This window comes from Streptomyces sp. NBC_01260 (genome assembly GCF_036226405.1).
GTDB classification, from domain to species: Bacteria; Actinomycetota; Actinomycetes; order Streptomycetales; family Streptomycetaceae; genus Streptomyces; species Streptomyces laculatispora.
On record NZ_CP108464.1, the window covers coordinates 3,769,964 to 3,789,030 of the forward strand.

Genomic DNA, 19,067 nt, shown 5'->3' on the forward strand with positions numbered 1-19,067 from the left:
AAGCTCTACGTCTACGACACCAAAAACGACGGGGGAGGACGGGGAAGGCCGCGCCCCCGGGGGCGGGACGCGGCCTTCGCGGCCTTCGGCTCCCAGCCGGTCGCGGCTGCGGTCGGACCGGGTGAGACGGGGCTCAGCAGCCCACCGACCAGGCGTGCGAGCCGCCCTGGTCCCGCTACGCGGACCGCAGCCGGTAGGCGTACGTATAGGTGCGCCCCGCGTGCAGCAGGTACTCCGCGAGCGGAGGGGCGCCCCAGGAGTCGTTGCCGCCGACCCCCATCTGCCGGTGGTTGACGCCCAGGATCGTCTCGTCGCGCCGCTTCAGCTCGTAAGGGTGCTTCGGCCCGTCCAGGTCGAACGGCGAGTGGTGCAGGACGCTCGTCTCCAGCAGGGGACCGTCCTCGTCCGGATCGGCCCGCACCAGAAGTCCGGTGCCCGACCGGTCAGTGACCGACAGATGGCGTACGTCGGTCATGTTGCCGGTCTGCTCGGGCCGGACGTACGGCGCGACCTGCTGGTCGACGGTGGAGCGGTAGCGGCCCACGAACGCGCCGGTGTGCCGGTCCCAGTAGTTCTCCTGCGGGCCGCGCCCGTACCAGTCGATCTGCTCGAAGCCCTCCGGGACCGTCAGCAGTGCGCCCACCATGGGCAGATCGGGCAGCCCGGCGGCGGCCTCCAAGGTGTGCCGGACCCGGATCTCGCCGTCCCCGCGCACAGTGAACACCGTGGTCCAGGTGGACGCCGTGGGTGCGGTGGGCAGGGTGCACGCCACCTCGACGGTGACCACTCCGGGCGACGGCCGGCCGGTCTTGACGGAGGTGACCTTGCGGTCGGTGCCGGCGTCCCGCCAGGTCCGCAGGGAGTTCTGGGCGCCGCGGCCGATGTCGTTGTCGGTGGGCCCGCGCCAGAAGTTCGGCACCGGGCCGCCGGCCAGCAGCAGCCGCCCCTTCACCCGGTACGACGCCAGCGTTCCGGTGGACTTGTCCAGGACCACGTCCATGTCGCGCCCGCTGATCCGTACGCGCGCGTCGGTCTCGTCGAGGTCGAGGGCGGGCAGCGTGTCCGGGGCCGGGTCGGCGGGGGCCGGGGTGTGCCAGTCGAGAGCGAGCTGTTCGGCGGCCACGGTGTGCCCGGCATCGGCCCAACTGGCCTTCGCCTTCAGCACGAAGGAGACGTTCAGCCAGTACTCGGCGCCCGGCTCGGGCTTCTGCGGCTTCCGGTAGGGGACGCGCACGGTCCCCTCGCCGCCGGGCGCCACCTTCGGCGCCGCGAGCCTGCCGTGCTGCACGCTCCGGCCGTCGCAGGTCACGTCCCAGCGCAGCTCGTACGCGTCCAGGCCGCTGAACAGGTGCTTGTTGCGCACCGTGACCGTCCCGGCCGCGAGATCCGCCGCGAGGACCGCGACCGGCTGGTACACCTTCTTGAGCTCCAGCAGCCCGGGATGCGGCGTACGGTCGGCCGCGACCAGGCCGTTGCAGCAGAAGTTGGCGTCGGTGGGGTACCCCTCGTGCCAGTCCCCGCCGTACGACAGGTAGGTGTGCTTCGCGTCGCCCGGTACCGGGAGCCGGATCGCCTGGTCGACCCAGTCCCACACGAACGCACCGTGCAGATTCGGGTAGCGGTCGAAGATGTCCCAGTACTCCTTGAGGTTGCCGCTGCTGTTGCCCATGGCGTGCGCGTACTCGCAGAGCATGAAGGGCGTCTGCTTGCCCGACCTGCCGTACGCCTCCACCTGCGCCGGCTTGGTGTACATCTCGCTGTGCAGGTCGGCGACTTCGTTCATGCCCTCGTAGTGCACGGGCCGGGAGGCGTCCCGGGCGTGCACCCAGTCGGCCATGGCCTGGAAGTTGGACCCCCCACCGGCCTCGTTGCCCAGCGACCAGACCACGACGCTCGGGTGGTTCTTGTCGCGCTCGACCATGGAGCGGATCCGGTCGACACAGGCGTCGGTCCACTCCGGCAGGGAGGCCGGCAGGGTGTCGCGCACGCCGTGGCTCTCCAGGTTCGTCTCGTCGACGACGTACAGGCCGTACTCGTCGCACAGCTCCAGCCAGCGCGGGCTGTTGGGGTAGTGCGAGGTGCGCACGGCGTTGATGTTGTGCTGCTTCATCAGCCGGATGTCCTGGAGCATCCGCGGCTCGCGGATCGCCTGGCCGTGGTCGGGGTCGGACTCGTGGCGGTTGGTGCCGCGGAACATGACGGGCTTGCCGTTCACGGTGAACCTGCCCGGCCCGAAGTCGACCTCGCGGAAACCGGTACGGGTCCGCTGGACGTCGACCGTCCGCCCCGAGCCGTCGGTGAGCGTGACGACCACGGTGTAGAGGTTCGGGTCCTCGGCCGACCACAGCGCGGGCGCGGCGACATCCGCCTTCAGCGTCACCTCCACGTCCTCGCCCGAGCCCTTCGGGTCGACGTCACCGGTGAGCGGACGGCCGACCCGGCGCCCCCGCCCGTCGTACAGCACCGCCTCGATCCGGTGGCGGCCTGCGGCCTCGGCGCCGCCCCGGTCGCGCACCGTCGTGGTGACCGTGAGGACCGCGTCGCGGTACGCGTCGTCCAGCGCGGTCCGCACGAAGAGGTCCTGCACATGGACCGGCGCGATCGCGTACAGATAGACGTCCCGGAAGATCCCGGACAGGTCGATCATGTCCTGGTCCTCGAGCCAACTGCCGTCGGACCAGCGGTAGACCTCGACGGCCAGGGTGTTGTCGCCCGGCCGCACGTGGTCGGTGATGTCGAACTCGGCGGGGGTGTAGCTGTCCTCGCTGTAGCCGACCCGTTTGCCGTTGACCCAGAGGAAGAACGCCGACTTCACGCCCTGGAAGGAGATCAGGGTGCGCCGGCCCGACCAGTCGCGCGGCACGGTGAAGGTGCGGCGGTAGGAGCCGACCGGGTTGAAGTCGTGCGGAACCGCGGGAGGCGCGGGGGTCTCGTAGCCGATCCACGGGTAGCGGATATTGAGGTAGATCGGCTCCGGATAGCCCTCGATCTCCCAGTTCGACGGTACGGGGATCCGGTCCCAGCCGCCGTCGTCGTAACCGGGCGCCTCGAAGCCGGCGGGCCGGGCGTCGGGGTTCCTGGACCACTTGAAGCGCCAGGTTCCGTTCAGGGAACGGAAGTAGGGCGACTTCTCCATGTCTCCGCGCAGTGCCTCGGAGCCGCTCGCGTACGGCACGAGCCGGGACCGCGCCGCCTCTCTGCCGACCTGGAAGACTCTCGGCTCCGCGTCCCACTCGGGGGCGTCCGCGGCGAAAGCCTGTCTCTGCGCTGAGAAGACGGCCCAGCCCGCGAGGGCTGCTCCGGTCGAAAGGACGGAACGACGGCTCGGACGGTATGCGCTCATGAAGCGACTCCGAACGGAAGGCAACAAGAACCATCACCATCAGACGAAATCACTCAGCACGCAAGACTCCGCGCGGGATCGCCACGCGTCGCGGCCTGATCCCGCCGAAAGGCCCTATCGGCAGCCACCGGAAATCCGGCACCCCTCCGCACACGGCTACGGCAGCTCACCCGACCGGCAGTCCGGCTTCGCCGCGCATTCCACCCAGAGCAGCTTGCCGCCCTGCCCCGGAAGCCCGCCACGCATCGGGTACGCACCCCAGCACTCCGCGTAGAGCGTGACGAGATACAGCCCCCGCCCTCTCTCGGCGAGCTCCGCAGGCGCCTGCTCACTCCACCGGAACGGCGCCGGGATCCGCGGATCGGTGTCCCACACACCCAGCCGGACCCGGCTGCGCCCCGCGTCACGCATACGCAGGGAGTACGACCCCGAAGAGTGCTGGTACGCGTTGGTGACGAGCTCGCTCGCCAACAGTTCCGCGGTTTCGAGGAGTTCGGACATACCGTGAACGCGGAGTACGTGACGGAGCGTATGCCGGGCCACCCCGGGGGCCCGGGGATCCCGCGGGAGTTGGAGGGTGTACGTCCAGGGCGGCGCTACGGTGGCCGTGGGCATGGAAGTCTCCGATCGCGAGGGGCGGAAGGTGGGGATGGAGGGTCCTGCGGTGGGTGCCCGGTGACGAGGCCGCTCCGTCGAGCGGGGTGCTTCCGGGCGGGTGGCCTGGGACCGAGATTAGACGGATGCAAGGATTCCTTGCACTCGCGGACCGGAATCCTTGATATGAATCACTCGTGTGAGTGACAGTCCAACCCAGCTGCATTGCAATGGGAGTTCGAGATGGCACGCAGGGCCGCCCCCTCCGCACGTCGCACACGACTTGGCGCCGAGCTGCGCAAATTGCGGGAACGCGCCGGAATGACCACCACGCAAGCGGCCGACCTCCTCGGTACCAGCTCGGGACAGCTCAGCAACATGGAGGTGGCACGCTTCGGGGTGAGTGCCGAACGAGTACGGGTCGCGGCCCACACGTACTCCTGCACGGATCAAGCCCTGATCGAGGCACTCGTATCCATGACGACCGACCGCAAGCGCGGCTGGTGGGAGGAGTACCGGGAGATCCTTCCGCCCAAGCTGCTCGACCTGGCCGAGATCGAGCACCACGGCACCGCCTTGCACGCGGCACACAGCATCCACATCCCCGGCCTGCTCCAGACCGTCGATCACGCCCGGGAGATCTATCGGCAGGCCGTCCCCGACTTGCCACCGCCGGAGATCGAGCACCGCGTCTCCTACCGCATCAAGCGGCAGGAAGTCCTCTATCGCACAAGCCCTGCGCCCTACCGGGCCGTTATTCACGAGGCAGCTCTGCGCATGCGGTTCGGCGGCCCGGACATCGCCCGGAGTCAGCTCCGGCACCTGCTCGAGATGAGCGAGCTCCCCCACACAGCCATCCGCGTGATCCCCTTCGAGGCCAGTTGCTACCCGGGTTCGGGGCAATCCCTCTACTACGTACGCGGCCCCGTTCCCGTACTCGACACCGCGCAGCTCGACCAATCGCACGGCCCCGTGTTCATCGACGCGGAATCCCAACTGGCCCAGTACCGACTTCTGCTGGAGCGCCTCAATGCCGCTTCCCTGAACGTCGAACAGTCCCAGGAACTCATCCACAAGATCGCCCAAGGCCTGTGAAAGGAACCCTGATGCCCGCACACTCCTGGCAGAGGTCGTCCTACTGCGCACAGGGAGAAGCCTGCCTCCACGTGGCCGCCCACAACGGCAAGGTGAGACTCACCGAATCAGGCGACCCCAGCGGCGCGATACTCCGGACCACCCCCGCCGCCCTCGACGCCCTCCTCCGCACGCTCAAGGAGGACCGGCTCCATGACTGACCAGCCCGCCGACCTGACCTGGATCCGCGCCGCCCCCGAGGACGAGCCCGGACCCGGCCCCTGGATCGAGATCGCGTTCGGCGAGGTCGATCTCGTCCACCTGCGCGAGACCAGCGACCCCGAGAACGTGGTCACGACCACCCGCACCAAGTGGGAGGCCTTCGCCAAGGGCGTCCGGGCCGGCGAGTTCGACCACTTCACCGAACCCGCGACCGGCTCGGCGCCCGCGCGGGGTTCCGCCTGACCGGGGCGTCATGACCGGATGGATGTCCCGGACCCCACGCCACGCGGTAGCGCTGGTCTGCGCGTACGCGACCGGCCTCCTCCTCGTGGGGTCCGTCGCCCACATCACCGGCCTCCTCCAGCACGGCCTTCGCCCCTACGACTGGGCTCCCGGTTGGCTGAACCTGTACTGGACCTCGCTGGCTCTCCTGGACACGCTCGCGGCGCTTCTCCTGCTCCGGGGAAGGCGCGCAGGGGTAGACCTGGCCTGCGCCATCATGGCGACCGACCTCGTCGCCAACTGGTACGCGGTCCACGGCATCCAGCACAGCCACTTCACGGTGCAGCCCGGTCTGCAACGGCTCACCGCTTTCACCGTGCTCGTACTGGGAACAGCACCGTTCGCCCGCAGGCACCTCACCAGGTGACGGCCGCCCGCGAACGCCACTTGGATGCGGGCCCCCTCCGGGAGTGCGAGCGCCTGACAGGTACGGGCACGTGTCCGAAGACCTCGATGCGGGCATGATCAATCGCATGAAAGCGGGCAAGAGGGACGTCGCGACCAACGGCACGAGGCTCAACACGGGCGGCCTTACGGGCGGCCGTACGGGCGGCCGAGCAGGCACAGAACCGAGTCCGGGGCAGATCCTGCACTGGAACTTCTTCATAGGCGGACACCTGAGCGCCTCCGTTCCCGTCCGCCTCGTCGAACGTACGACCGCGGGTCAGCTGCTGTGGATGGAGACCGGCACGCCGATGTGGCGGACCGCCCTGCCGCGCGGCACCACGCATCTGCGGGACATCGCCCCGCACGAACGCCCCGCCGACGGGTACCCCGTGGTCCCGGACCGGTGGCCGATGGGCAACGCCCTCTTCTACCAGCCGACCGGCGCGGCCCACTCCGTCCTGTGGCTGTTCGGGCGCAGACAGAAGTTCCGCGGCTGGTACGTCAATCTGGAACGCCGGCTCCATCACGGCGACGACATCGACATCGCGGACCACGAGCTGGACCTCAACGTGGCGCCGAACCGTACCTGGCGATGGAAGGACGAGCAGTCCTTCGCGGAGAAGACCGGCCACCCCGCGTACTGGACCGCCGAGGAAGCGGTCGCCATCCGCTCCGAGGGGGACGCGGTCGCACGGCTCGCCGAGGCCGGAACGTTTCCCTTCGACGGCTCCTGGTGCGATTTCAAGCCACCGTCGGCCTGGACGACACCACCCCGTCCACCCAACCCCCGCCGCTCGCTCCTCTGAACGACGCACACCCCCACCTCGCCATACATGCGCCGATAGGTGCGGTTCAGGCATTTGATGTCGGTCTCGGCCAGGGTGGCGCGATGGCGATCATTGCCCGGCGTCACCCTCCGTGATACACAGAGTAACGATATGTAATTCGCTCACACACCGATTCGATCCGCAGGTCAGGGCGGTCAGACCGGTCAAATGTGCGAGATCCGGGTAAAGAGAGCTGCCAAGTCGTCGTGCGAACGCAGTTTCATCAGCGAAGATAGAGGGTGACTCGTGCCGTGCGGTGCGGGCACCGAACTACCCAGCAAGGGCGGTGACTTAAATGATCCTGGCAGCTGAAAAGGGCGACATCACCACCATCATCGGCGGAATCGCCCCGAACTGGGGGCCGTTCGGGACCTTGGGCAACGAGGCCCGCGTCATGATCGAAGTGGTGATGGCGATCGCCATCCTGCTCTGCCTCGGCATCGCGATCTGGGGAGCGGCGAAACAACGGATCGGCGCGACGGCTCTGCGCGACACGTTCAGCGCGGAGCAGGGCAAGGGGCTGATCGTCGCCGGCCTCACCGGTGTGTTCATCATCGGATCGCTGGGAACCCTGTTCACCATCGTCTACGGGATGGCTGTCTAACCGACCGTCAGCCCGCGTCCTGGGGCACTCCCGCCCCGTCCCCACCATCCGCCCGTCGTGCCCACCGGCAGAGGTTGCGTCTCCCTGATGTCGAGTCACCACACCGCGCCCGCGCGGGAACCAGCACGGCTACCGTCGTACTACGACGCGGTTCAGGCAACGGTTGAGGGGGCGTACGCGGCATGAGTCCCGACGACGACGGCTACGGCAACGACTCCGGCCGTTCGAACGACGGCTACAGCACCCTCGGCGGCACGCGTCAGACCCGCACCCGCCTCCCCGACACCCAGGGCGGCGACGGCTACGGCCCCCGCCGCCCGGCCCGCAACTCCCGCTCGCTCTTCACCGTCCTCGGCGTGGTGGTCCTGCTCCTGGCCGCCATCGCCTTCGCGAACATGGGCGGAGGCGGCGGGGACAACGGCGGCAACGGTGCGCGCGGAAGCGACGCCAAGAAGGCCGGCTCGGCACCGACCGCGGCCACGGGGACGAAGCCGGTGACGGGGAAGAACGGCTCGATTCCCTCGGGGTACGCGCATGACGAGCAGGGGGCGCAGAGCGCGGCGTCCAACTTCGCGGTGGCGCTCGGCTCTGTCGAGATGTTCAAGAAGGACAGCCGGCACGCGATCGTGGATGCCGTTTACACCTCCCAGGCTGCGGCGAAGCTCAGAGGCCCTCAGGACGCCGCCTACTCGCCCGCATTCCTTGCAAAGCTCGGCCTCGACAGTGACGGCAAGGCGCCACAGGGCAGCACATTTGTGTCACGAACAATCCCCGTGGGCACCAAGCTGGACTCCTTCGAAGGCGATACGGCCAAGGTGTCCGTTTGGTACACGGGGTTGATCGGCATGTCCGGTCCGGGTTCCACCGATCCTGTTCGTACCTCCTGGAAGACCTTCACTGTCGAGCTCACGTGGACGGACGAGGGTTGGAGGACCGTCAGCGACTCCCAGAAGGACGGTCCGGCGCCGGTCCCTGGGGATGTAGCGGCTTCCAGTTCAGACGAGATCAGCAAGGCCGTCGAGGAATACGGAGGCTTCACTTATGCCAGGTAGCCCTCGCCTTCGCTCCGTCGTCACTGCTCTGGCTACAGTGCAAACGGCTGTCGTCCTCCTGTCCGCACGCGCTGTTGCCGCGCCCAGCCCGTCCCCCTCGCCGAGTTCAGGAAGCAAGGCCTGCGACCTGCTCATCGGCCCCGCCAAGCAGTACTGCGAAGGCGACGCAGGCACCAGCAAGTCCAACGCCCCCAAAAGCACCGACCCCGCCCTGGACCCCCTCACCTCCCTGGGCCGCGGCTGTGCCGACGCCGCTGCCTGGATCGTCGGCAAGCTCAGCGACGCCGTCAAAAGCACCGCGAACGTCGACTTCACGAACACCCGGTTCCTCCAGCAGTACGCGATCGTCTTCGCCGCCTCCACCGTGCTCACCCTCGTCCTGTGGCTGCTCGCCGTCGCCAAGCGCGCCATCCGCGGCGTGCCGCTCACCACCGCCATCTCCGAGGCCATCGGCTTCCTGTGGCTGACGGTCCTCGCGTCCGCGTTCACGCCGCTGATCCTGTACACGATCGTCTCCGCGACCGACGCCGTCACCGAGGTCATCGCCTCGTCCTCCGGCGGGCAGACAGACGTCTTCTTCGGATCGTTCGCCGAGGCGCTCAAGAAGGACTCCGACATCGGCGGCGGGCCGATCATGCTGATCGTCGTCTCGCTGGTGTCGATCCTCGCCGCGGGCATCCTCTGGCTGGAACTGGTGATCCGGGCCGCCCTGCTCTACGTCGGCGCCCTGCTCGGAACCGCCGTGTACGCGGGGCTCGTCGACAAGAACATGTGGGGACACGTACGCCGCTGGGCAGGCATCATGATCGCGGTGATCATGGTGAAACCGGTCATCGTCATCGTGCTCGGCCTGGCCGGCGCGCTGTCCTCGGACGACGGGCCCGACGCGTTCTCCGCCGTCGTCTCCGGGCTGGCCATCATCCTGCTCGCGATCTTCGCCTCCGGCATGATCTACCGCTTCGTCCCCGGCTTCGGCGACGAGATCCAGGGCGCCCGTACCAACCGCAAGCAGGCCACCGACGGCTCCCAGGCCGCCGCGATGATCAGCTCACCCGCGGCTCTCGTCTCCCAGGGCATCAAGACCCACAGCAGCCGCGGCGGCGGCCAGGACAGCGGAGGCGGCAACAACAGCGGCGGCGGACGCCCCGCCAATCCGGTCAGCGGCGGAGTCGCCGCCCACAGCTCCCGCAATTCCGGGAGCGGGGTCGGCGGCGGATCTGTCCCCTCCGCCGCACCTCCGCCCCGCAGCGGATCGGGTCCCACCTCCGGTACCCCGCACGGCAGCCGCAGCCCGCGCCGCGGATCAGGCGGTTCAGGTAACAACAGCACAGGAGGTGGCGGGCGTTGAGCACGCAGTCCCATCCGATCGCGCCCCGCCGTACGTATCTCATCGGCCGGGCCAGGCCCAACGCGATGGTCGGCAAGAACCGCGAGACCGGCGAGATCGCCCTCATCATCGGCGGGGCGTTCCTCGGCATGATGAGCGGACTGCTCGTACCGGTCCTGTCCATGCGGATCGTGCTGCTCACTGGCTTCCCGCTGCTCGCCCTGGCGATCGTCTACGTCCCGTACAAGCACCGGACCTTCTACAAGTGGTTCGAGATCAACCGCAGCTACAAGCGCTCCCTGCGCCGCGGCACCGCGTACCAGTCCGGCGCCATGGAAGCGGGCGTGAGCGCCGACGGGCGTGAGGTCGAGATCGGACCGCCCCCCGGCATCGGCCGGATCAACTGGCTGGCCGCGCCCTTCGGGCCGGACGAGATCGCCGTACTGCTGCACGCCGACCGCCGCACCGTCACCGCAGCGATCGAGATCGAGGGGCCGGGCGTCGGGCTGCGCGACAGCGAGGACCAGGAAGCACTCGTCGACCGGTTCGGCACCCTGCTCAAGCACGTCGCCAACGGCGACGGCTTCGTGACCCGCATCCAGATGCTGGCCCGCACCCTGCCCGCCGACCCCGACGCGCACGCCAAGGACGTCGCCCAGCGCGGCGACAAGGCATCCCCGGGCTGGCTCCAGGAGTCGTACGACCAGCTCCAGTCCATGGTCTCCACCTCCAGCGAACAGCACCGCGCCTACCTCGTGGCCTGCATGGAGTTCGACCGCGAGCTCGCCGCCGAGGCCAACGCCATGGCCCGCGCCGCCCGCCCCCACGGCGGCCGCAAGCTCGACCGGGACGCAGGCCTCGCGGTCGTCATGGCGCGCGAGCTCACCGACATCTGCGCCCGCCTCGCCGAGGCCGACATCCGGGTACGCCAGCCGCTCGGCCAGAGCCGCCTGGCCTCGCTCGTCCACTCGATGTACGACCCCGACCACCCCATCGACCACATCCAGGCCATGACGAAACGCAACGCCTGGCCGGCCGAACTGGACGCGGTCGAACCGACGTTCCTCCAGGCCAAGACCCGTGAGTCGTCCACCCGCGCGCCCTGGTGCCACTCCACGGCCTGGGTGAAGGAGTGGCCGATGACGCCCGTCGGCGTCAACTTCCTGGCCCCGCTCCTCGTCCACACGCCCGATGTGATCCGTACGGTCGCGGTCTGCATGGACCTCGAACCCACCGAGATCGCCATCGAGCGGATGCTCACCGAGAAGACCAACGACGAGGCCGAGGCCAGCCGCCAGGCCAAGATGAACCGCACCGTCGACCCCCGCGACATCGCCGCCCACGGCAGGCTCGACCAGCGGGGTGAAGATCTCGCCAGCGGCGCGGCCGGGGTGAACCTGGTGGGGTACATCACCGTGTCGTCGCGTTCGCCCGAGTCCCTCGCCCGCGACAAGCGGACGATCCGGGCCTCGGCCGGCAAGTCGTATCTGAAGCTGGAGTGGTGCGACCGCGAGCACCACCGCGCGTTCGTGAACACCCTGCCGTTCGCCACCGGCATCCGCCGCTAGCCGCACACGGCCGAGAGCACCGAGCACCGAGCACCGAGAGAGACGAAAGGGAGGTCGGTCACGCCATGCGAGATCCGCTGTCCGCGTTGTCGGACGCCTTTACCGCCTTCCTCTTCGGGAAGGTGGAGACGACCCGGCTGCCCGTCCGCACCTCCACCGGACAGGCCCAGGCGGTCTACCTGCCCACCGCCGCCCCCGGCCTCGGCGACTCCGGCGTGATCATCGGCCGCGAGGTGTACTCCGGCAAGGGCTACATCTACGACCCCTTCCAGCTCTACGGACAGCAGCTCCCCGCCCCGCACTGGCTGGTGCTCGGCGAGTCCGGGAACGGCAAGTCCGCGCTGGAGAAGACGTACGTGCTCCGCCAGCTCCGTTTCCGCGACCGCCAGGTCGTCGTCCTGGACGCCCAGGGCGAGGACGGCGTCGGCGAATGGAACCTCATCGCCCAGGAACTGGGCCTGACCCCCATCCGCCTCGACCCCACCTCCGCGCTCAACGGCGGCATCCGGCTCAACCCGCTCGACCCCGCGATCACCACCACCGGACAGCTCGCCCTGCTCCGCACGATCATCGAAGTCGCCATGGGCCACGGCCTCGACGAACGGTCCGGCTTCGCGCTCAAGGTCGCGCACGCCTTCGTGAACGAGACGAAGGCCGACCGCCAGCCCGTCCTGATGGACATCGTCGACCAGCTGCGCCACCCGGAACCCGAGTCCGCCCAGGCGATGAACGTGGACATAGACGACGTACGGGCCTGGGGCCTGGACGTCGCCCTCGTCCTGGACCGGCTCGTCGACGGCGACCTGCGCGGCATGTTCGACGGGCCGACGTCCGCCGACATCGATCTGGACGCCCCACTGATCGTCTTCGACCTCTCGCACATCGACCGCAACTCGATCGCCATGCCGATCCTGATGGCGATCGTCGGTGTCTGGCTGGAGCACACCTGGATCAGGCCCGACCGGAAGAAGCGCATCTTCCTGGTCGAGGAGGCCTGGCACATCATCAACTCACCATTCGTGGCCCAGCTCTTCCAGCGCCTGCTGAAGTTCGGCCGACGGCTCGGGCTGTCCTTCGTCGCCGTCGTCCACCACCTCAGCGATGTGGTCGACGGGGCCGCGGCGCGGGAAGCGGCGGCCATCCTCAAGATGGCGTCGACCCGCACGATCTACGCCCAGAAGGCCGACGAGGCCAGAGCCACCGGCCGGGTGCTCGGGCTGCCCCGATGGGCGGTCGAGATCATCCCCACGCTCACCCCGGGCATCGCCGTCTGGGACGTCAACGGCAACGTCCAGGTCGTCAAACACCTGATCACCGAGGCCGAACGCCCCCTCGTCTTCACCGACCGCGCCATGACCGAGTCCTCAGCCGTCGACCTGCTCCCGGAGGACGTACGCGCCGCCGAACTGGAGGCGGAACAGCGCGCGGCCCGGATCGAGAACCAACAGCGGCTCAACGAGTCGTCCGAGTCAACGGTGGCATGACATGGCACGGCGCGGCGAGGCACGGCCCGGTGGCACCGGGGAGGGCAGCGGCGGCATCCCCGACGGACTACTGATCGGCCTGCTGGCCTTTCTGCTCGGGCTGACCCTGCTGGCCTGGACGGCCACCGGTCTGTCCGGACTCCTCGCGCACGGCGCCTGGCCGCACGGCGTCACGCTCGCCGAGACCCCGCTGGCCATGCGCCGACTGGTGGAGGCCCCGCACGACCTGCCGGCCGCCTGGCCGACCACACCCGCGGGGGAGCTCTCCGGGTACGGCCTGTTCTGGGGCCTGTTCATAGGCGAACTGATGGTGCTGGTGGTGCTGACCATCTTCGTCATGGGCGTGGTCGCGCGCTGGCGCGGCGTACGGTCCCGGCAGCGCGCCCAACGGCTGGAACAACTGGAGCAACATCAGCTGGACCACGCCCGGCCGCGGCCCGACCTGGGCAAGCGACAGGAGTACGCGCACGAGGTCCCGGCCCCCGACCCCGCACAGGCCCCGGCAGCCCGCACCGCCCCACGGGAGCCGGCCCCGGCGGCCGCGGAACACCTCACCGAACCACAGCCACCGCCACCATCACAGCCACAGCCACAGGCCACGACCCCGCCCGGCGCCACAGGCACCATCGCCGCCACCGAGCTCCTCGCGACCGCGCCGCCGCTCACCGTTCCCTCTCCCCGCGCCCCCCTCGTCGTCTACGGGCCCGCCGCCACCCGTCGGCCCACCGTCGTCCAGGCCATCAGCGAAGCCGACGGGCCCGTGCTCGTCGTCACCTCCGACCCCAGCGTCTGGGCCGAGACCAAGGACGCCCGCGCCAAGCTGGGCCCCGTCCTCATCTACGACCCGGGCCACCTCTGCGACACCCCGGCCAGGCTCCACTGGGCCCCCACCGCCGGCTGTGAGCTGCCCGACCGGGCGGCCGCCCGCGCCGCGGCCCTCCTCGCCCCGGTCCGCCCGCAGGCCCGCATCGACGCGGCGACGGCCGACACCGCCGAAACGCTCCTCCAGTGCTGGCTGCACGCCGCCGCCATCGACGGCCGCCCCTTCCGCCAGGTCCACCGCTGGGCACAGGGCGGCGCCGCGCACGAACCGGTGCGGCTGCTCCGTACCCACCCCAAGGCCGCATCCGGACTCGCCGGACTGCTGGAGTCCGCACTCACCGCACACCCCGAACGCCGCGAGATGGCACAGGAACTCGCCGTACGGGCCTTCGGCGCGCTCTCCTCGGTCCACATCCGCGACTCCTGCACCCCCAACCGAGCCGATGCGCTCGCGCTGGAATCCTTCGCGGACGAGGGGGGCACCCTCTACGTGGTGGGTGAACCCATCGAGAACCCCCGATCGGCCCCCGGAGCCATGCCCCTGCTCACGGCGCTCGCCTCAGACGTGGTCGAGCACGGCCGCCGCATGGCCGCACGATCATCCACCGGCCGGCTCGACCCACCAATGACGCTCGTCCTCGACGACGTAGCAGCCGTGGCACCCCTGCCCGGGCTGCCCGAACTGCTGGCGAGCGGCAAGAACCAGGGCCTGCCGACCGTCGCCCTGCTCCGCTCCCCCGAACAGGGCCGCGCCCGCTGGACCAAGCCACTCCAGACGCCGAGCGCGCCCTGATCCTCTGCCCCACCAGGACCCTTACGGCCGGGCCACCGCATACTCCAGTTCACGGGCCGTGGGGTCACCCTGCATCGGCACCGTCTCCCCGGTCGGCACGAACCCGATCCGGCGGTAGAACGCCGAGGCCCGCGGGTTGTCCTCGTGCACATACAGCCGTACGCGCGCGATCCGCGGCTCGCCCAGCGACCACGCCCAGTCCATGCCGGCCCGGAACAGTTCCTCGGCCACTCCCCCGCCCCGCGCCTCGGGGCGTACGAACACCCCCACCACATGGGCCTGGTGGACGTCGGCCGCCGCACCGAACCGCACCTCCGCGTCGGGCCGCTCGATGAGCACGGTCACCGAACCCGCCCAGCTCCCGTCCGGCGCCACGGCGACGAACTGCCGCTTCTCACCGTCGCCCGTCTCCGAGGAACCGGCCGCCCGCTCCCGCCAGAACGCGTCGGGCCGCTCCACGCCCTGCTCGTACGTCTCCAGGAACGCCACCGGCGCCACCGGGTCCCGCAGCGCGGCCAGCCGGAGTTCCTTCACCAGCTGCCACTCCCCGGCACGCACCGGCCGTATCACGTAGTCCATGCGCCGATCCTCACCCGCCGCCGACGGCCGCGCAAACAGGTTCCCGCCGCGGCCCCGGCGTCGTACCCCGGTACTACGCGCGCCGCCGCTTCCCGCCCCCGGTCCGACGTGCCGCGCCCGCCAGCTCCGTAGCGTCGACCGCATGATCAGGGCATACGAACTCACCAAACGCTACGGGGACACCACCGTCGTCCAGGACCTCGACTTCACGGTCCGCCCCGGCACCGTGACCGGCTTCCTCGGCCCGAACGGCGCCGGGAAATCAACCACCATGCGCATGCTGCTCGGCCTGGACGCCCCCACCCGGGGCCGCTCGACCATCAGCGGACACGCGTACGCCACCCACAGCGCACCGCTGACCGAGGTCGGCGCCCTGCTGGAGGCCCGCTCCGTCCACCCCGGCCGCACCGCCTTCCACCACCTGATGTCCCTCGCGCACACCCACGGCATCCCCCGCAGCCGCGTCGAACACGTCCTCGACCTGGCCGGGCTGACCGCGGTCGCCGGGAAGCGGGTCAAGGGCTTCTCGCTCGGCATGGGCCAACGGCTCGGCATCGCCGCCGCACTGCTCGGCGACCCGGCCGTCCTCATCCTCGACGAACCCGTCAACGGGCTCGACCCCGAGGGCGTCCTGTGGATGCGCAACCTGCTCAGGTCCCTCGCCGCACAAGGCCGCACGGTCCTCGTCTCCTCGCACCTGATGAGCGAGATGGCGCTCACCGCCGACCACCTCGTCATCATCGGACGCGGCCGCCTCCTCGCCGACACCACCGTCGCCGACTTCATCGCCACGGCGGGCGGCGCCTCGGTCCGGGTCCGCACCCCGCAGGCCCCGGCCCTGCACGGCCTCCTCCAGGGACCCGGCATCGACATCACCGGCCCCACCGGTACCGAACCCGGTGAACTGGAGGTCCGCGGCGCGGACGCCGCCCACATCGGCCGTATCGCCGCCGCGCACGCCATCCCGCTGTACGAACTCACCCCGCGCACCGCCTCACTGGAACAGGCCTTCATGGACCTCACCCAGGAGTCGGTCGAGTACCGGATCACCGCCCCCGAAACGACCGGAGCCCCCGCATGACCACCGTGGCAGTCACCCCGCACCCCTACCGCATCACCCCGGCCCGGGTGCTGCGCTCCGAGTGGCACAAACTCCGGTCCCTGCGTTCGAGCTGGATCACCCTGGGATCGGCAGCCGCGCTGGTACTCGCCGTCGGCATCGTCATGGGCGCGACCTACACCTCCGGCGGCGGCGACTCGGACGTCGACACGGTGGTCATGGTCCTCTACGGCACCACACTCGGCACGCTCTGCACGGTCGTGCTGGGCATCCTGGTCACGGCGGGCGAGTACTCGACGGGCATGATCCGCGCCTCACTCACCGCCGTCCCCCGCCGGCTCCCGGTCCTGTGGGCGAAGGCGGCGGTCTTCGCCGCCACCGTGTTCACCGCCATGCTGGCCACCTCGCTGGTCACCTTCGCCGTCGCGCAGTTCTTCCTCGACGACACCGACCAGGCCGCCTCCTTCACCGATCCCGGCGTGCTGCGCGCCGTGGCGGGCAACGCCGCCGGGACCACGCTGCTGAGCCTGAGCGCCCTGGGCCTCGGTGCCCTGCTCCGCTCGGTCCCCGGCGCGATCGGCGCCTACATCGGGGGCGTGATGGTCCTTCCGGAGGTGCTCTCCATGCTTCCCTACGACGCGGTGGACACCGCAGTCCGCTACTTCCCCACCCAGGCCGCCGCGGTTCTGGGCTCCGCCACCCCGCTCCCCGACGCCGCCTCCAACGGCGCCGCCCTGCTCGCCCTCGTCCTCTGGGCCTCGGCCGCACTCCTCGCGGCAGCCGCGCTCCTGCGCCGCCGCGACGCATGACGCGGACGGGGCCGGCGACGAAGGTGCAAAGATCGCACGGGGAGACGTACGAAGCGGGGGACGCACAGGTGACGCACGACGGTACGGACCGGGCGGGGACACTGCGCCCCAGCCCGCTCACCGGGCACATCCAGCGACTGCTCCAGCGCGTCCGCGCGGCCGACCAACGCCGGCCCGCCGTCTGGGACGGACTGCTCACCACGTTCTGCATTCTGTTCGCCGTGCTCGACGTCTCCTCGGGTGGCTGGCGCACCGTCGCGGTCGACCCGAGCATGTCACCGCGGCTGGTGCTGCTGCTGAGCGCCGCGTTCTCCGCACCGCTGCTCCTGCGCCGCAGCCACCCGTCGGCCGTCCTGCTGTTCATGACCCCGTTCGCCCTGGTCAACGTCTGGTCGGGGGCGGTCGTCCAGGCCGCCTTCCTCCAGGAGATCGTGGTCTTCAACATCGCGCTCCGGCTGCCGTTGCGCACCCTGGCCGGGGCGGGCGGGATCGTGCTCGCCCCGCTCCTGATCGGCTCGGCCCGCTTCCCCGCGGACTGGAACCAGCTCTTCGTCCCCCATCTGTACGCGTTCGTGTTCGTCTCCCTGCTGGGGATCGTGTTCCGTACGCGCAAGGAGTACACGGAGGCCCTCGTCGACCGCGCCAACCGGCTGGAACTCGAACGGGACCAGCAGGCCCAGCTGGCGGCCGTCGCCGAACGGACGCGGATCGCCCGGGAGATGCACGACATCATCGGCCACAACCTCTCCGTCATCACGGGCCTCGCCGACGGCGGCGCCTACGCCGCGGCCAAGAGCCCGGAACGGGCAGCCCAGGCCCTGGACGCGATCGGCACCACCAGCCGCCAGGCCCTCGCCGAACTCCGCCGCCTGCTCGGGGTCCTGCGCGATCCCCCGGACCACGCCGACCGCACCCCGCAACCGACCCTCGACGACCTGGACACCCTGCTCGCGGGCGTACGGACGGCAGGCCTCCCGGTACGCCTGAGCCGCCGCGGTACGCCGCCGGCCGTCCCACCCACCGCTGGACGGCAGTTGACGGTCTACCGGGTGGTGCAGGAAGCCCTGACCAATACGCTGAAGCACGGCGGCGGACACTCCGCCCTGGCGGCCGAGGTCGTCCTGACCTACGGGGCGAAGGAGCTGGAGGCCGTGATCACCGACAACGGAACCCCTGATCCCGCGGCCACCGCACCCGACGGCACCGGACAGGGCATCACGGGCATGCGTGAACGCGCTTCCCTGTACGACGGCACCGTAGAAGCAGGCCGTCCCACCGGCACAGGCTGGCGGGTACGGCTCCGGCTCCCTCTGGAGGACTCCCCCTCGTGACGACCGTGCTCATCGCGGACGACCAGCCGATGCAACGCTTCGGATTCCGCATGCTGTTGGAGAGCCAGGACGACATGACGGTCGTCGGCGAGGCCGCCAACGGCCACGAGGCCCTCCAGCTCGTCACCCGGCATCAGCCGGACGTCGCCCTGATGGACATCCGCATGCCGCTGCTCGACGGCATCGAGGCGACCCGCCGCATCATCAGGACCGGCTCCCGCACCCGCATACTCATCGTCACGACCTTCGACCTGGACCGGTACGCGTACGACGGTCTGCGCGCCGGCGCGAGCGGCTTCCTCATCAAGGACGCGATGCCGCAGGAGCTGCTCTCCGGCATCCGGGCCGTCGCCAGCGGCGACGCGGTGGTCGCCCCCAGCCTGACCCGCCGTCTCCTGGACGCGTATGTCCAGCATCTGCCGACAACCCCCGGGGGACCCGCAACACCGGATGCACGCATCGGGGCCCTCACCGGCCGGGAACGGGAGATCCTCACCGTCATCGGACAGGGCTGGACCAACTCGGAGATCGCGGAGCGACTGCACCTCGCCGAATCGACCGTGAAGACCCATGTCTCCCGCATCCTCGCCAAAACCGGTGCCAGAGACCGCGTCCAGGCAGTGATCCTGGCGTACGACACCCACCTGGTCACCCCGGGCTGAGTGGGACAGGGCCGTTCTGGCCGGGAACGCAGAAAAGCCCCGTGCCACAAGGGCACGGGGCTCAACTACTATCAAAAGGAGTTCGGCGGCGTCCTACTCTCCCACAGGGTCCCCCCTGCAGTACCATCGGCGCTGAAAGGCTTAGCTTCCGGGTTCGGAATGTAACCGGGCGTTTCCCTAACGCAATGACCACCGAAACACTATGAAATTAACCAACACCGGAACAAAACACGGCCGTTCGTTATTT

At 69.9% G+C, this 19,067-nt stretch carries 18 protein-coding genes and 1 rRNA gene; 15 read left to right on the forward strand and 4 right to left on the reverse strand.

Annotation, left to right across the window (positions count from 1 at the left end):
* Nucleotides 1–175: 175 nt before the first annotated feature.
* Complete coding sequence (locus OG322_RS16695; protein WP_329306598.1) at nt 176–3,343, reverse strand: glycoside hydrolase family 2 TIM barrel-domain containing protein; 3,168 nt, start codon at nt 3,341–3,343, stop codon at nt 176–178.
* A gap of 156 nt (nt 3,344–3,499) precedes the next feature.
* Nucleotides 3,500–3,958, reverse strand: a complete 459-nt coding sequence (locus OG322_RS16700; protein ID WP_123460634.1) for an ATP-binding protein — start codon at nt 3,956–3,958, stop codon at nt 3,500–3,502.
* A 222-nt stretch (nt 3,959–4,180) separates the two neighbouring features.
* Here OG322_RS16700 and OG322_RS16705 point away from each other — a divergent pair, with 222 nt between their 5' ends.
* The 11 genes from OG322_RS16705 (at nt 4,181) to OG322_RS16755 (ending at nt 14,379) form a co-directional block, all read left to right on the forward strand.
* Nucleotides 4,181–5,032: a helix-turn-helix domain-containing protein gene (locus OG322_RS16705; protein ID WP_123460633.1), complete on the forward strand. Its 852-nt coding sequence runs from the start codon at nt 4,181–4,183 to the stop codon at nt 5,030–5,032.
* 11 nt (nt 5,033–5,043) lie between these two features.
* The gene (locus OG322_RS16710) at nt 5,044–5,232 is read left to right on the forward strand and encodes a DUF397 domain-containing protein (RefSeq protein ID WP_123460632.1); all 189 of its coding nucleotides are present in this window, start codon (nt 5,044–5,046) and stop codon (nt 5,230–5,232) included.
* The gene (locus OG322_RS16715) at nt 5,225–5,476 is read left to right on the forward strand and encodes a DUF397 domain-containing protein (RefSeq protein ID WP_123460631.1); all 252 of its coding nucleotides are present in this window, start codon (nt 5,225–5,227) and stop codon (nt 5,474–5,476) included. The genes OG322_RS16710 and OG322_RS16715 overlap by 8 nt, the downstream gene beginning before the upstream one ends.
* A gap of 22 nt (nt 5,477–5,498) precedes the next feature.
* A complete protein-coding gene (locus tag OG322_RS16720) occupies nt 5,499–5,882 on the forward strand; it encodes a hypothetical protein (RefSeq protein ID WP_123460630.1) in 384 nt (127 codons plus the stop codon).
* A gap of 94 nt (nt 5,883–5,976) precedes the next feature.
* The gene (locus OG322_RS16725; protein ID WP_329306599.1) at nt 5,977–6,708 is read left to right on the forward strand and encodes a DUF402 domain-containing protein; all 732 of its coding nucleotides are present in this window, start codon (nt 5,977–5,979) and stop codon (nt 6,706–6,708) included.
* Nucleotides 6,709–7,024: 316 nt separating this feature from the next.
* Nucleotides 7,025–7,333, forward strand: a complete 309-nt coding sequence (locus OG322_RS16730; RefSeq protein ID WP_024493027.1) for a hypothetical protein — start codon at nt 7,025–7,027, stop codon at nt 7,331–7,333.
* A 182-nt stretch (nt 7,334–7,515) separates the two neighbouring features.
* Entirely contained in the window at nt 7,516–8,385 is an 870-nt protein-coding gene (locus tag OG322_RS16735; protein ID WP_123460629.1) for a hypothetical protein, read from the forward strand.
* Complete coding sequence (locus OG322_RS16740) at nt 8,375–9,733, forward strand: hypothetical protein (RefSeq protein WP_123460628.1); 1,359 nt, start codon at nt 8,375–8,377, stop codon at nt 9,731–9,733. The genes OG322_RS16735 and OG322_RS16740 overlap by 11 nt, the downstream gene beginning before the upstream one ends.
* Nucleotides 9,730–11,280, forward strand: coding sequence for an SCO6880 family protein (locus OG322_RS16745; RefSeq protein WP_207319182.1), 1,551 nt, complete (start codon nt 9,730–9,732; stop codon nt 11,278–11,280). Before OG322_RS16740 ends, OG322_RS16745 begins: the two co-directional genes overlap by 4 nt.
* A gap of 65 nt (nt 11,281–11,345) precedes the next feature.
* Nucleotides 11,346–12,764, forward strand: coding sequence for an ATP-binding protein (locus OG322_RS16750; RefSeq protein ID WP_123460626.1), 1,419 nt, complete (start codon nt 11,346–11,348; stop codon nt 12,762–12,764).
* Nucleotide 12,765: 1 nt separating this feature from the next.
* On the forward strand, nt 12,766–14,379 hold the full coding sequence (locus tag OG322_RS16755; protein WP_329306600.1) for a type IV secretory system conjugative DNA transfer family protein: 1,614 nt from the start codon (nt 12,766–12,768) through the stop codon (nt 14,377–14,379).
* 21 nt (nt 14,380–14,400) lie between these two features.
* Here OG322_RS16755 and OG322_RS16760 read toward each other — a convergent pair whose 3' ends face one another.
* On the reverse strand, nt 14,401–14,958 hold the full coding sequence (locus OG322_RS16760) for a GNAT family N-acetyltransferase (RefSeq protein ID WP_123460624.1): 558 nt from the start codon (nt 14,956–14,958) through the stop codon (nt 14,401–14,403).
* Nucleotides 14,959–15,100: 142 nt separating this feature from the next.
* Between OG322_RS16760 and OG322_RS16765 the strand changes: the two genes are divergently transcribed.
* The 4 genes from OG322_RS16765 (at nt 15,101) to OG322_RS16780 (ending at nt 18,820) form a co-directional block, all read left to right on the forward strand.
* Nucleotides 15,101–16,039, forward strand: coding sequence for an ABC transporter ATP-binding protein (locus OG322_RS16765; protein WP_306088738.1), 939 nt, complete (start codon nt 15,101–15,103; stop codon nt 16,037–16,039).
* Nucleotides 16,036–16,827, forward strand: a complete 792-nt coding sequence (locus OG322_RS16770; RefSeq protein WP_329306601.1) for an ABC transporter permease subunit — start codon at nt 16,036–16,038, stop codon at nt 16,825–16,827. Before OG322_RS16765 ends, OG322_RS16770 begins: the two co-directional genes overlap by 4 nt.
* Before the next feature lie 68 nt (nt 16,828–16,895).
* Nucleotides 16,896–18,158: a sensor histidine kinase gene (locus OG322_RS16775; RefSeq protein WP_266411404.1), complete on the forward strand. Its 1,263-nt coding sequence runs from the start codon at nt 16,896–16,898 to the stop codon at nt 18,156–18,158.
* Complete coding sequence (locus OG322_RS16780) at nt 18,155–18,820, forward strand: response regulator transcription factor (RefSeq protein WP_329306602.1); 666 nt, start codon at nt 18,155–18,157, stop codon at nt 18,818–18,820. Before OG322_RS16775 ends, OG322_RS16780 begins: the two co-directional genes overlap by 4 nt.
* A gap of 80 nt (nt 18,821–18,900) precedes the next feature.
* Here OG322_RS16780 and rrf read toward each other — a convergent pair.
* A 5S ribosomal RNA gene (gene rrf, locus OG322_RS16785) occupies nt 18,901–19,017 on the reverse strand.
* Nucleotides 19,018–19,067 lie beyond the last annotated feature (50 nt).